At 65.2% G+C, this 13,136-nt stretch carries 12 protein-coding genes; 8 read left to right on the forward strand and 4 right to left on the reverse strand.

Annotated elements, in window-relative coordinates:
• The first annotated feature begins 2 nt into the window (after positions 1-2).
• Positions 3-764, forward strand: coding sequence for an adenosylcobinamide-GDP ribazoletransferase (locus tag VF34_RS08545; protein WP_080733326.1), 762 nt, complete (start codon positions 3-5; stop codon positions 762-764).
• Here VF34_RS08545 and VF34_RS08550 read toward each other — a convergent pair whose 3' ends face one another.
• Entirely contained in the window at positions 765-1,868 is a 1,104-nt protein-coding gene (locus VF34_RS08550) for a branched-chain amino acid aminotransferase (protein WP_032374371.1), read from the reverse strand.
• A gap of 41 nt (positions 1,869-1,909) precedes the next feature.
• Positions 1,910-3,010, reverse strand: coding sequence for a glycine cleavage system aminomethyltransferase GcvT (gene gcvT / locus VF34_RS08555; protein ID WP_032374548.1), 1,101 nt, complete (start codon positions 3,008-3,010; stop codon positions 1,910-1,912).
• Between the two features lie 129 nt (positions 3,011-3,139).
• Between gcvT and VF34_RS08560 the strand changes: the two genes are divergently transcribed.
• On the forward strand, positions 3,140-4,663 hold the full coding sequence (locus VF34_RS08560) for a leucyl aminopeptidase (protein WP_032374372.1): 1,524 nt from the start codon (positions 3,140-3,142) through the stop codon (positions 4,661-4,663).
• Between the two features lie 49 nt (positions 4,664-4,712).
• Here the strand turns inward: VF34_RS08560 and VF34_RS08565 are convergent, their stop codons facing one another.
• The gene (locus VF34_RS08565; protein ID WP_032368429.1) at positions 4,713-5,054 is read right to left on the reverse strand and encodes a hypothetical protein; all 342 of its coding nucleotides are present in this window, start codon (positions 5,052-5,054) and stop codon (positions 4,713-4,715) included.
• A 378-nt stretch (positions 5,055-5,432) separates the two neighbouring features.
• Between VF34_RS08565 and sucB the strand changes: the two genes are divergently transcribed.
• The 5 genes from sucB (at position 5,433) to VF34_RS08590 (ending at position 10,905) form a co-directional block, all read left to right on the forward strand.
• Positions 5,433-7,211 carry a 2-oxoglutarate dehydrogenase, E2 component, dihydrolipoamide succinyltransferase gene (gene sucB, locus VF34_RS08570; protein ID WP_032374373.1) on the forward strand — a complete coding sequence of 593 codons (1,779 nt, stop codon included), beginning with the start codon at positions 5,433-5,435 and terminating at the stop codon, positions 7,209-7,211.
• Positions 7,212-7,360: 149 nt separating this feature from the next.
• Positions 7,361-8,251, forward strand: a complete 891-nt coding sequence (locus VF34_RS08575; protein ID WP_032368125.1) for a TIGR01777 family oxidoreductase — start codon at positions 7,361-7,363, stop codon at positions 8,249-8,251.
• Between the two features lie 21 nt (positions 8,252-8,272).
• Positions 8,273-9,064, forward strand: coding sequence for a lipoyl(octanoyl) transferase LipB (gene lipB / locus VF34_RS08580; RefSeq protein WP_032374374.1), 792 nt, complete (start codon positions 8,273-8,275; stop codon positions 9,062-9,064).
• A 10-nt stretch (positions 9,065-9,074) separates the two neighbouring features.
• The gene (gene lipA / locus VF34_RS08585; protein WP_176456727.1) at positions 9,075-10,088 is read left to right on the forward strand and encodes a lipoyl synthase; all 1,014 of its coding nucleotides are present in this window, start codon (positions 9,075-9,077) and stop codon (positions 10,086-10,088) included.
• A 61-nt stretch (positions 10,089-10,149) separates the two neighbouring features.
• Positions 10,150-10,905 carry a DUF4191 domain-containing protein gene (locus tag VF34_RS08590; protein ID WP_027497404.1) on the forward strand — a complete coding sequence of 252 codons (756 nt, stop codon included), beginning with the start codon at positions 10,150-10,152 and terminating at the stop codon, positions 10,903-10,905.
• A 37-nt stretch (positions 10,906-10,942) separates the two neighbouring features.
• On the opposite strand, the gene VF34_RS08595 is transcribed toward VF34_RS08590, so the two are convergent.
• Positions 10,943-11,407 carry an RDD family protein gene (locus VF34_RS08595; RefSeq protein ID WP_032370280.1) on the reverse strand — a complete coding sequence of 155 codons (465 nt, stop codon included), beginning with the start codon at positions 11,405-11,407 and terminating at the stop codon, positions 10,943-10,945.
• Positions 11,408-11,574: 167 nt separating this feature from the next.
• On the opposite strand from VF34_RS08595, the gene glnA reads away from it, so the two are divergent.
• The gene (glnA, locus tag VF34_RS08600) at positions 11,575-13,011 is read left to right on the forward strand and encodes a type I glutamate--ammonia ligase (RefSeq protein ID WP_027497406.1); all 1,437 of its coding nucleotides are present in this window, start codon (positions 11,575-11,577) and stop codon (positions 13,009-13,011) included.
• The last annotated feature ends 125 nt before the right edge of the window (positions 13,012-13,136 follow it).

A 13,136-nucleotide genomic window follows, 5' to 3' on the forward strand; every position in this document is an offset into this window, starting at 1 on the left:
CCGTGAGGCTGCGGGCCGAGGGTCTGGTGCTCGCGTTCTCGTGGTTGACGGTGCTGCCCGTGCGCGGCCCGTCGCAGGTCGACAGGGTCCGCGCCGGTAGCGCGATAGCGCACGCTCCCCTGGTCGGTCTCGTCCTCGGGTGCGTGTGTTCGGCACTGCTGTGGGCGACGACGGTTGCCGGGCTGTCGGCAATCCTGTGCGGCCTCATCGCCGTTGCCGCCGCCGCGCTGCTGACGCGCGGGATGCACATCGACGGGTTGGCCGACACCGCCGATGGGCTCGGCTGTTACGGCCCGCCCGAACGTGCGCGGGAGGTCATGAAGTCCGGTAGTGCCGGACCGTTCGGGGTGGCGGCCATCGCTCTGACGTCGGCCATTCAGGCCGCGAGTCTGGGTCAACTCGCGCAGGAGCGACTGTGGTGGGCTGTCGTCGTGGTTGCGGTGACTGCCCGGGTGGCGGCAATCCTGGCCTGCCGCAAGGGAGTCGACGCATCGACGTCGGGCGGCTTCGGTGCGCTCGTGGCCGGAACGCAGTCCAACGCCGTCCTGACGCTGTGGGTCATTGCGGCAGCAGCTGCGTCGGTCTTCGCGCAACCCGATCGACCCTGGCAAGGGCCGCTGGTCGTCGTCGCGGTCCTGACCCTGTCGGTGTTTGCCGTTCGACACTGCGTCCGACGCTTCGGTGGCCTCTCGGGCGATGTTCTCGGTGCCGCGATCGAGACCACCACGGCGTCGGCCGCGGTGGGCCTGTTGATCGGCAGCTGATCAGCGGAGCTTGGTCATCCAGCCGTGGGTATCGGCGAAGGTGCCGCGCTGGATGCCGGTGAGGGTGTCTCGCAGTGCGAGCGTGATCTCACCGGGTTCTCCGCCTGCGATCTCGAAAGAACCGTCGGTGGATTTGACGCTGCCCACCGGGGTGATGACAGCTGCTGTGCCACAAGCGAACACTTCGGTGATCTCGCCCGCTTCGGCACCCTTGCGCCACTCGTCGGTGGAGATCCGTCGTTCTTCGACGGGGATGCCGGAGTCCGTCGCCAAGGCCAACAGCGAGTCGCGCGTGATTCCGGGGAGCAAGGACCCGGACAGCGAGGGCGTCACCAACCGGGCGTCGGAACCCGAGCCGAAGACGAAGAACAGGTTCATGCCGCCCATCTCCTCGACGTAGCGGCGCTCGGTGGCGTCGAGCCAGACCACCTGATCGCAGCCCTCGTCGCTGGCCTGCGCCTGCGCGAGGAGGGAGGCGGCGTAGTTGCCTGCGAACTTCGCGGCACCGGTGCCACCCGGTGCTGCCCGGACGTATTCGGTGGACAACCACACGCTCACCGGTTTGACGCCACGTGGGAAGTACGCGCCTGCGGGTGAGGCGATCAGCATGTAGCGATACGCGTCGGCGGGGCGCACACCCAGACCGGCTTCGGTGGAGAACATGTAGGGCCGCAGATAGAGCGCGTCCTCGCCGCCCGCCGCCGGGACCCACTCGTGATCGAGCTCGAGCAACTTCTCGATAGAGCCGATGAACAAGTCGTCCGGCATCTCGGGCATGGCAAGCCGCTTCGCCGAGGTACGGAATCGTTCGGCGTTGGACTGCACCCGGAAGGTGGACAGATCGCCGTTGGGCTGGCGGTAGACCTTCAGGCCCTCGAAGATCGCTTGGCCGTAGTGCAGGACCATCGCCGCGGGGTCGAGCTCGATCGGACCGTACGGGGTGATCCTCGCATCGTGCCAGCCGCCGTCGCGGGTGTAGTCGATGCTCACCATGTGGTCGGTGAAGTGCTTTCCGAATCCGGGCGCAGCGAGTACCACGTCACGCGCCGCGGAGGTTGCGGGCGAAGGATGCTGCACGTACGTGAATTCGGAAACACCTGTCATGCCGGGAATCCTATCGTGGGGTTCGTGGCGGTCTCACGCGGTCACCTGGTCTTGGCGACGACGAACGGCGGTGCGACCACTTCGCAGCGCAGGGCGCGGCCCCGAACGTCGACCTCGACCTCCGAACCCACCGCGGGAGCGGCCTGCGCGTCGAGGAGTGCAAGGGCGATACCGACCTTGAGAGTGGGCGAGAAAGTGCCGGAGGTCGTCGTTCCGAGATCGCGTCCCGACGCGCGCACCGTGAGACCGGGGCGTAGAACGCCGCGATCGAGAGCTTTGAGCCCGCGCAGAATCCGTGCCGGACCGTCTGCCTTCTGGGCGGTCAATGCGTCCTTGCCCCAGAACGAGTCCTTGTTCCACCCGATCGCCCAGCCGCATCGTGCTTCGAGGGGCGAGATGTCCTGCGCCAGTTCGTGTCCGTGCAGCGGGTACCCCATTTCGGTGCGCAGCGTGTCGCGCGCTCCGAGCCCGCACACCTGACCGTCCCGAGACCGCACCGCAGCCAGCAGCGCCAGGAACAACGGTTTCACGTCGTCGGCAGACGGGATCAGCTCGTAGCCCTGTTCGCCGGTGTAACCCGTGCGGCAGACCCGGACAGGCAGCGAGTTCCAGGTGGCGTCCTCGAATGCCATGTAGTCCATATCGGTCGGTAGACCCAGTTCCTGCAGAACCTCGGACGCCTTCGGCCCCTGCACGGCCAGCACTCCGAACTCGCGGTGCCGGTTCACCACCGAGACCCCGGCGGGGGCAGCGGCAGCCATCGCCTCGACCACAGCTGCCGTGTTCGCAGCATTGGGTACCAGAAACACGTCCTCGTCGGAGACGAAGTAGGCGATCAGGTCGTCGACGACGCCACCGGACTCGGTGCAGCACAGCGTGTATTGCGCTTTGCCCGGTTCGATTCTGGTCAGGTCGTTGGTGAGGACGGAGTTCACGAATGCGGCGGCCCCGGGGCCGGTCACCGACGCCTTGCCGAGGTGGCCGACGTCGAACAGACCCACCGTTTCACGCACTGCCGCGTGCTCGACGACGACGCCGGCGTACGAGACCGGCATGGTCCATCCACCGAACGGTGCGAACGTCGCGCCGAGTTCGGTGTGCACGGCGTGGAGTGGTCCTTCGATCAACTCGGTGTCGGTCATGGCGGCCACGCTAGCTCACCTCGCGGAGCGTCTCAGGTCGGTCGCCCCGGTGCGTCCCTCGATCGTCGACGCCGCCGACCGTCATTAGGATCGAGGGACATACACGTCAACCCCTACAGGAGCAGCCACGTGCCTTCCCCCTCGACGCTCACCCGCACTCTCGGACCCGACCTGGTTCTCGCGGGCAAGCTCGGTAAGAAAGTCGACGTACTCGTCGTCGCATTGAGCACGAGTGACGACGGCCTCGAACTCTCCATCACCGACGACATTTCCGACGATGCGATCGCCACCGAATTGCTCGACGCGTTCGAAGCCGTCGGTGCCACCGGCAAGGCCGACGAAGTGGTGCGTATTCCGGCTCCGGCCGGCCTGGCCGTGGCGAGTGTGTTGGCCGTGGGCCTCGGCAACGCCGCCGACATCGACAGTGAACGCATTCGTCACTCGGCCGGCACCGCGGCTCGCGCGCTGTCCGGTGTCGAGACGGCGGCCACGACGCTCTCGGCGCTCGATCTGGGTGCGGCTGCCGAGGGCTTCTTCCTCGGCGCGTACCAGTTCGCCGAGTTCAAGTCGGCTCTCTCGGCACCGAAGCCGTCTGCGCTTCCGGTGACTCGGATCGAGTTGTTGGTGCCCGACACTCGCTCCAAAGATGCCAAGCGCGAATTGGAGAGGTCGATCGCGATTGCCGAATCAGTGGCTGTCGCAAGGGATTTCGTCAACACTCCGCCCAGCCATCTCTACCCGGAAGAGTTCGCGGCTCAGGCCAAGGCGCTGGGCAAGGCGGCCGGCCTCGAGGTCGAGATTCTCGACGACAAAGCCCTCGAGAAGGGTGGCTACGGCGGCATTCACGGAGTGGGCAAGGGATCGTCCCGACTGCCTCGGCTCGTGCGCCTGACGCACTCGGGAGGCAAACGCGGCGCGAAGAAGGTTGCTCTCGTCGGTAAGGGAATCACGTTCGACACCGGCGGCATCTCCATCAAGCCGGCTGCCGGCATGGAGAACATGACCTCGGACATGGGCGGTGCGGCAGCGGTCATCGCCACGGTGGTGCTCGCCGCCAAGGTCGGTCTGCCGCTCGACGTCATCGCCACCGTCCCGATGGCGGAGAACATGCCGTCGGGCACCGCTCAGCGCCCCGGCGATGTGCTCACCCAGTACGGCGGCATCACCGTCGAGGTGATCAACACCGACGCCGAGGGCCGCTTGGTGCTCGCCGACGCGATCGTGCGGGCCTGCGAGGACGATCCGGACTACCTGATCGACACCGCGACGCTGACGGGCGCTCAGGTCGTCGCACTCGGCAACAGGACTCCCGGCGTGATGGGTACCGACGACTTCCGCGACCGCGTCGCAGCAATCTCGCAGGCGATCGGCGAGAACGGATGGGCCATGCCGTTGCCGAAGGAGATTCGCCGCGAACTCGACTCCAAGGTCGCAGATCTCGCGAACGTCACCAACGGTCGAGCAGGTGGCATGCTCGCCGCTGCTCTGTTCCTGAAGGAATTCGTCGCCGACGGCGTGGAATGGGCTCACATCGACGTTGCCGGCCCGGCGTACAACACCGGTGGTCCGTTCGGCTACACCGGCAAGGGCGGCACCGGGGTTCCGGTCCGAACCATGTTCGCGGTTCTCGAGGACATCGCCGACAACGGTTGATCGTCTCCCGTCCGTGCGCGAGGCCCCAGGCCCTCGCGCACGGACGGCGTCAGCTGTCGCGCTGCTGTTGTTCGCGCTGCCGAACGATCTTCTGCCGAGCGTCGTGATCACGCATCCGCTGCGGATAGCCCGTCTTGCGGACGTCGTACACCGGAATCTTCAGGTCCGATCCGATCTTTCGTACATATTTTTCATCGAGTGGTCGACGCGTCCACTCACCGTCGTTCGCGACCAGAACCACCGTCAGCGGCGTGACCGTCGTTTTCGGTTCCACGTAGGCCTCGACGCCGATTCGCGCCGAGGTCCAATCGGCCAGGTACTGGGCAACCGAGCCCTCGGGTGCCCGTTTCGCGCCCCCGCCGCTCGACTTGAATCGATCGAACAATCCCACGCGAACTCCTCTTTCGTACGGCCGGCGAAGTCCGAGTTTCGGTGCCGGATCTTTGTTACCCACCAGTTCGACAGGCGTGTTGCACGCCCTAGGGGAACGGCGAGGCGACATCAATGGAAGGATGACATTAGAGGGTTCAGCTCTCTTGATTGTGAACCAAGGCTCGTGAAGTGAGTAAGTGAGTTGCCGAGAGGGAGTGTCGACGTGGGCGCTGGATCGAGCCGAACGTGCTCGGTGAGTGTCGATCGCACCGGTGCCTCCGTCGAACCGAATCACCCAACTCTCGTCCATGAACCCTGTTCCGCCAGCACAATGGTCTGCGACCACAAGTCGTAAGAACTACATCACCCGCATACAACTGTCGAGGAGTCAACAGACATGGCCTTCTCCGTCCAGATGCCAGCTCTCGGTGAGAGTGTCACCGAGGGAACTGTCACGAGGTGGCTCAAACAAGAAGGCGACACCGTCGAAGTCGACGAGCCATTGCTCGAAGTCTCCACGGACAAGGTCGATACCGAGATCCCGTCGCCTGCTGCCGGTGTTCTCACCAAGATCGTCGCTCAGGAAGACGACACCGTCGAGATCGGTGGCGAGCTCGCTCAGATCGGTGACGCGGACGAGTCTTCCTCGTCCGACGCGCCGGCCGAGGACGCCGCTCCCGCCGAGGAGTCGGCACCGGAGGAGCCTGCCGAGGAGCCCACTCCCGCAGCCGAGCCCGAGCCGCAGGCCGAGCAGGAAGCTCCCGCAGCAAGTGCCTCGTCCAGCTCCTCCGACTCGTCCGGATCCGGCACCCCGGTGACGATGCCCGAGTTGGGTGAGTCCGTCACCGAGGGCACCGTGACTCGCTGGCTCAAGGCCGTCGGCGACGAGGTTGCAGTGGACGAGCCGCTTCTCGAGGTGTCCACGGACAAGGTCGACACCGAGATTCCGTCTCCGGTCGCAGGCACCCTGCTCGAGATCTCCGCCGAGGAAGACGACACCGTGGCCGTCGGCGGCCAGCTCGCAGTCATCGGCTCCGGCTCGCCCGCCGAGAAGGCCCCCGAGCCCGAGGCAACTCCGGAGCCCGAGGCCCCGAAGGCCGAAGAGCCCAAGGAAGAGCCGAAGCCCGAGCCGAAGCAGGAAGCCCCCAAGGCCGAGCCGAAGCCCGAACCGAAGCAGGAGGCTCCCAAGGCCGCTCCCGCCAAGGAATCGGCACCGTCGGGCGATTCGAGCCCGTACGTCACTCCTCTGGTCCGCAAGTTGGCGTCGGACAACGACGTCGACCTGTCGTCCGTCAAGGGCACCGGCGTGGGTGGACGCATCCGCAAGCAGGACGTTCTCGCTGCAGCCGAGGCCAAGAAGGCTCCCGCTGCTCCGGCCGAGGCCGCGGCACCCGCCGCAGCGTCGAAGCCCGCAGCACCGGCGACCGCGGGAGTTCGTCCCGAGCTCGCACACCTGCGCGGCACCACGCAGAAGATCAACCGAATTCGTCAGATCACCGCGAAGAAGACGCGTGAGTCGCTGCAGACTTCTGCTCAGCTGACGCAGACCTTCGAGGTCGACGTGACGAAGATCGCCGGCCTGCGCACCAAGGCGAAGGCGAAGTTCGCCGAGAACGAGGGCGTCAACCTGACGTACCTGCCGTTCTTCGCGAAGGCGGTCGTGGAGGCACTCAAGGCTCACCCGAACGTCAACGCCAGCATCAACGAGGACGCGAAGGAGATCACGTACCACGCCGATGTCCACCTGGGTATCGCGGTGGACACCGAGCAGGGCCTGCTCTCCCCCGTCATCCACAATGCCGGCGACCTGTCGCTGGCCGGACTGGCACGCGCGATCAACGACATCGCCACTCGCGCCCGTTCGGGTGGGCTCAAGCCCGACGAGCTGTCCGGTGGCACGTTCACGATCACCAACATCGGCAGCCAGGGCGCGCTGTTCGACACCCCGATCCTGGTTCCGCCGCAGGCGGCCATGCTGGGTACGGGTGCGATCGTCAAGCGTCCCGTCGTCGTCAAGGACGACTCGGGCAACGAGTCGATCGGTGTTCGCTCGATGTGCTACCTGCCGCTCACCTACGACCACCGGTTGGTGGACGGAGCCGACGCAGGACGCTTCCTGACGACCATCAAGCAGCGTCTCGAAGTGGCATCGTTCGAGGCCGATCTGGGTCTGTAGACAACCGGCGAGTGTCGCGCCACGTATTCTCGTAGGAGCGCGAAACATTCGCATCGGGGTCTCGTTCACCAGGGGCACGGACAGAGCATCCGGGGCATCATTCGTTCGCGAATGGTGCCCCGGAGTGCGTCAAGGAGGCTTTCGTTCACATGCGCGTAGTCATTGCAGGTTCTTCAGGCTTGATCGGCACAGCTCTCGTTGCAGCCTTACGCGGCCGCAGCCACGACGTCACCAGACTGGTCAGACGCTCACCGGCGGGACCGGACGAGTCGCAGTGGGACCCGTCGCACGGCAGTATCGACCCCGCTGTGCTGGCCGGTGCCGATGCGGTCGTCAATCTGTGTGGTGTCGGTATCGGCGACAAAAGATGGTCCGGTGCGTACAAGCAGCTGGTGCGCGACAGCCGCATAGCGCCCACCGAGGTGATCGCGTCGGCTGCGGCCGACGCGGGTGTCCCCACCCTGATCAATGCCAGCGGCGTCAATTTCTACGGTGACACCGGCGACCGCGTGGTCGACGAGACCGCTCCGGTAGGAGACGGATTTCTCGCCGAGGTGTGCCGCGATTGGGAGAACGCTACGGCTGCGGCGTCGGAGGCAGGTGTTCGCACGATTCTGTTGCGCAGCGGTGTGGTGCTGTCGCAGCGCGGCGGCATGCTGGGCAAGCTGCGCCCGCTGTACCTGTTCGCGCTCGGTGGTCGATTGGGCAGTGGGCGACAGTACTTCCCGTGGATTTCGTTGGAAGACGAAATCGGTGCCATCGTGCACGGTATCGAGAACGACTCGCTGCGCGGACCGGTCAACATGGTGGGGCCGACTCCGGTGACCAACGCCCAGTTCAACAGCGCGATGTCGCGAGCGGTGCATCGTCCGGCCCCGTGGGTGGTGCCCGGATTCGCCCTGAAAGCGGTCATCGGTGAATTTGCCGAGGAGGCGATCCTGACCGGGCCGCGAGCCATTCCCAAGGCACTCGAGGACGCCGGCTACACCTTCGAGCACAACACCGTGGGCGAGGCACTGCGGGTGGCTGTCGGCTCATGACCCGGCGTAGCGTCTCGGTTCATGAGTGACGTGAACGCACCGTCGATTCCGGCCACCGGCACCGACTCGGCCCGGGCCAGCAGCGAACCGGTCGTCGTGCGAGAGCTGGGCACCGTCGAGTACACCCAGGCGTGGGCTCTCCAGCGGGAACTGGCCGACGCCCGCGCCGACAATCGGGGCCCGGATACGTTGCTATTGCTCGAGCACCCTTCCGTGTACACCGCGGGGCGGCGCACCTCGGAAGAAGACATGCCGCGCGACGGTACCCCTGTGGTCGAAGTGGACCGCGGCGGCAAGATCACCTGGCACGGGCCGGGCCAGCTGGTCGGCTACCCCATCGTCGCGCTGGCGCAGCCGATCGATGTCGTCAAGTACGTCCGCCGGATCGAGGAAGCGCTGATTTCCGTGGTGTCCGATCACGGCATCGCGTGCGGGCGGGTGGACGGCAGGTCCGGGGTGTGGCTCGCGTCCGAGGTTCGCGCCGGCGTGCTTCTACCCGAACGCAAGATCGCGGCCATCGGCGTGCGAGTTCAGCGCGGCGTGACCCTGCACGGCTTCTCCCTCAACTGCAATTCGGCGATGACGGGTTTCGACGCGATCGTGCCGTGCGGAATCGCCGACGCCGGTGTGACGTCGCTGTCGCTCGAGCTGGGGCGAGACGTCCCGGTCGCCGACGTACTCGAGTCGGTCACGACGGCAGTTCTGGCCGCGTTGGACGGATCGATGCCGGTCAGAGAGCACGAGCTCGAGCACCCGGAGATCACCACCGCGACGGTGAACCCGCAATTCACGACGGTTCGGTTCGGCGCGTAGCATTGCTGGCGTGACTGTGGCCCCAGAAGGACGCAAGCTGCTCCGCCTCGAGATCCGAAACGCGGAGACCCCCATCGAACGCAAACCCAACTGGATCAAGACCAAAGCCAAGATGGGCCCGGAATACACCGAGCTCAAAGGTCTTGTGAAGCGTGAGGGTCTGCACACGGTGTGCGAGGAAGCCGGCTGCCCGAATATCTACGAATGCTGGGAAGATCGCGAGGCGACCTTCCTCATCGGCGGCGAACAATGCACCCGTCGATGCGATTTCTGCCAGATCGATACCGGCAAGCCCGAGGATCTCGATCGCGACGAGCCTCGCCGCGTGGCGGAGAGTGTGCAGGCCATGGGCCTTCGCTACTCCACGATCACCGGAGTCGCCCGCGACGACCTCGAAGACGGTGGTGCGTGGCTGTACGCAGAGACCGTCCGGTACATCAAGAAGCTCAACCCCAACACCGGCGTCGAGCTGCTGATCCCCGACTTCAACGCCAAGCCCGATCAGCTGGCCGAGGTGTTCTCCTCCCGCCCGGAGGTGTTGGCCCACAACGTCGAGACCGTGCCGCGCATCTTCAAGCGCATCCGTCCCGCATTCCGGTACCAGCGGTCGATGGACGTCATCACCGCAGCGCGTGACGACGGTCTGGTCACCAAGTCGAATCTCATTCTCGGCATGGGCGAGACTCCCGAGGAAGTCCAGGAAGCGATTCGCGACCTGCACGAGGCGGGCTGCGACATCCTGACGATCACCCAGTACCTGCGACCGTCACCGCGGCACCACCCCGTCGAGCGGTGGGTCAAGCCGGAGGAGTTCGTCGAGCACTCCGACTACGCCACCGAGGTCGGGTTCGCCGGCGTGCTGGCCGGCCCGTTGGTCCGCTCCTCGTACCGCGCCGGACGCCTCTACGCGCAGGCCATGGCACACCACGGTCGCGAACTGCCCGAGAGCATGAGCCACCTCACCGACGGCGGCGAAGCTTCTCAGGAGGCCAGCTCGTTGATGGCTCGGCTGGCTCCTCGCTGATCGCTCCGCTCGACGTGGCGCGATGCACGTGAGCGTCGGCACAGGCCGTATCCTGTGAGGTATGGCGAACGGCAGTAAAGCTGGCAAAGCGGCAAAGCCCAGCAAGGAAGCAAAGGCGGCTGCCAAGGCAGCCCGCAAGCAGGCATCGAAGGAACGGCGCAGCCAGTTGTGGCAGGCGTTCCAGATGCAGCGTAAGGACGACAAGGCTCTCCTTCCGCTCATGATCGGAGCGGTGGTCGGTCTCGGGCTGATCGGCTTCCTGATCGGTCTGGCCTTCGGCTTCCAGTGGTTCCTTCTCCCCATCGGTCTCCTGTTGGGCGTGCTGGTCGCGTTCATCATCTTCGGCCGGCGGGTTCAGAAGTCCGTGTACAAGAAGGCAGACGGTCAGGCCGGTGCTGCGGCGTGGGCCCTGGACAATCTTCAGGGATCGTGGCGTGTCACCAATGCGATCGCAGGCACCACTCATCTCGACGCCGTGCACCGGGTGATCGGGAAGCCCGGAGTGATACTCGTGGCCGAGGGTGCGCCGCAGCGTGTGAAGACCCTGCTGGCCCAGGAGAAGAAGAAGACCGCCCGGCTGGTGGGCGATACTCCGATCTACGACATCATCGTCGGCAACGGGGAGAACCAGATTCCACTGTCGGGTCTGCAGAAGTACCTGTCGAAGCTGCCGAAGAACATCGACGGCAAGCGGATGGACACCATCGAGTCCCGGCTGGCCGCGTTGGGAACCAAGGGTGGCCCGGCAATGCCCAAGGGACCGATTCCCGGTGGGGCCAAGATGAAGGGCGTTCAGCGGACCATGAAGCGTCGCTGACCCGTATTTCGACCGACAGCCCTGGTGCGTCGACCCCTCAGCGGGTCCGCAGCAGGGCTGTTCCCGTTGCGCGGTCGTGCATTCCCCGGCCGTCCATGTCGGTGATCACGGCCGGGACGACGAACAGCAGAATGAGCTGCCGCACCAATGCCCGGACGAAACCGACTCGCGCATGGGCGTCGATGCGTCCCACCTGTACTCCCACGATGAACTGCCCCGGGGTGAACGAGAACAGCGAGACGCTCGCGATTCCTACGACGAACCACACGGCCAGCACGATCGTCGAGATCAGTCCGCTGGTGGTGTAACCGCCGAGAATCAGCGACGCCACACCGGTGGCCATCGTCCAGTCCAGCAGCAACGCCAGGACTCTACGACCGGTTCCGGCGAGTGCGCCGACGCCCCGCGCGGGCAGACCGAGTTGTTCCCCACGGAAGTTCTGCGGCGGTCGTGGGTTCGCGGCCGCCGGTCCGGACAACCAGGACCCTGTCATTCGTGCCATGATTTCCAGGATAGGCGCGGTCGGGCACACGGAAAAACGGGTGGACGTACTGTTGTTCGTGCCAACCGTGAACCACGACGTGTAACACGGGCGAAACACGAGCTTGACGGGCGGGCAACACCGAGTCCATACCGTCAGTTCGACGGACTCAACTAAGGAGCAAAAGCGTGGCGTTTTCCACGGCCCAAGAGGTCATCAAGTTCATCGCAGATGAAGGAATCGAATACGTCGACATCCGATTCACGGATCTGCCGGGTGCACAGCAGCACTTCTCCATCGCTGCCAAGGCGTTCACGGCCGACACCCTGGAAGACGGCCTCGCGTTCGACGGCTCGTCCGTCCGCGGCTTCCAGTCGATCCACGAGTCCGACATGATCCTGCTGCCGGACTACGCCACCGCTCAGATCGACCCGTTCCGCAACGCGAAGACCCTCAACATGGACTTCTTCGTCCACGACCCGTTCACGCGTGAGGCGTACAGCCGCGACCCGCGCAACGTTGCGCGCAAGGCCGAGGAGTACTTGGCCAGCACCGGCATCGCCGACACCGCATTCTTCGGTGCCGAGGCCGAGTTCTACATCTTCGACTCCGTGCGCTTCGACTCGCAGGCCAACGGCGCGTTCTACGAGCTCGACTCGTCCTCGGGTTGGTGGAACACCGGAGCCGAGACCGAGGCCGACGGTGGACCGAACCTCGGCTACAAGGTCCGCTACAAGGGTGGCTACTTCCCCGTCGCACCGTACGACCACTACGTCGACCTGCGTGACGAGATCTCGACCAACCTGCAGAACGCAGGCTTCGAGCTCGAGCGTGCCCACCACGAGGTCGGCACCGGCGGTCAGCAGGAGATCAACTACAAGTTCAACACGCTGCTCCGCGCGGCCGACGATCTGCAGCTCTTCAAGTACATCGTCAAGAACACCGCATGGAAGAACGGCAAGTCCGCGACGTTCATGCCGAAGCCCCTGTTCGGAGACAACGGCTCGGGCATGCACGTGCACCAGTCGCTGTGGAAAGACGGCAAGCCCCTCTTCCACGACGAGGCCGGATACGCCGGACTGTCCGATCTGGCACGTCACTACATCGGCGGCATTCTGCACCACGCTCCGTCGCTGTTGGCCTTCACCAACCCGACGATCAACTCGTACCACCGTTTGGTGCCGGGCTACGAAGCTCCCATCAACTTGGTCTACAGCCAGCGCAACCGCTCCGCCGCGGTGCGTATCCCGATCACCGGCAACAACCCGAAGGCCAAGCGCCTCGAGTTCCGCGCGCCGGACTCCTCGGGTAACCCGTACCTGAACTTCGCCGCTCAGATGATGGCGGGCCTCGACGGAATCAAGAACAAGATCGAGCCGATGGCTCCGGTCGACAAGGACCTCTACGAGTTGCCGCCCGAGGAAGCCAAGAACATTCCTCAGGCACCCACCTCGCTGAACGCGGTCATCGACCGTCTCGAGGCCGACCACGACTACCTCACCGAGGGTGGCGTCTTCACCACCGACCTCATCGAGACGTGGATTTCGCTCAAGCGTGAGCAGGAGATCGCTCCGGTCAACCTGCGTCCGCACCCGTACGAGTTCTCGCTCTACTACGACGTGTGAGTCGGTAGATTTCACGAAGAAACGCCCGGCCGAAGCTTTTCGGCCGGGCGTTTTTCGCGTTCTCGATTGTTTCCGATCGGCAACTTTTGTGGCAATCCGCAAAGAAATTCAGACCGGTCGGCGTT

This window comes from Rhodococcus sp. PML026 (assembly GCF_000963615.1).
GTDB classification, from domain to species: domain Bacteria; phylum Actinomycetota; class Actinomycetes; order Mycobacteriales; family Mycobacteriaceae; genus Rhodococcoides; species Rhodococcoides fascians.

Coding starts and splice junctions, on each gene's coding strand:
- VF34_RS08595 (WP_032370280.1), bottom strand. CDS start 11,407: ATGGCACGAATGACAGGGTCCTGGTTGTCCGGACCGGCGGCCGCGAAC.
- gcvT (WP_032374548.1), bottom strand. CDS start 3,010: ATGACCGACACCGAGTTGATCGAAGGACCACTCCACGCCGTGCACACC.
- VF34_RS08590 (WP_027497404.1), top strand. CDS start 10,150: ATGGCGAACGGCAGTAAAGCTGGCAAAGCGGCAAAGCCCAGCAAGGAA.
- lipB (WP_032374374.1), top strand. CDS start 8,273: ATGAGTGACGTGAACGCACCGTCGATTCCGGCCACCGGCACCGACTCG.
- VF34_RS08575 (WP_032368125.1), top strand. CDS start 7,361: ATGCGCGTAGTCATTGCAGGTTCTTCAGGCTTGATCGGCACAGCTCTC.
- sucB (WP_032374373.1), top strand. CDS start 5,433: ATGGCCTTCTCCGTCCAGATGCCAGCTCTCGGTGAGAGTGTCACCGAG.
- VF34_RS08550 (WP_032374371.1), bottom strand. CDS start 1,868: ATGACAGGTGTTTCCGAATTCACGTACGTGCAGCATCCTTCGCCCGCA.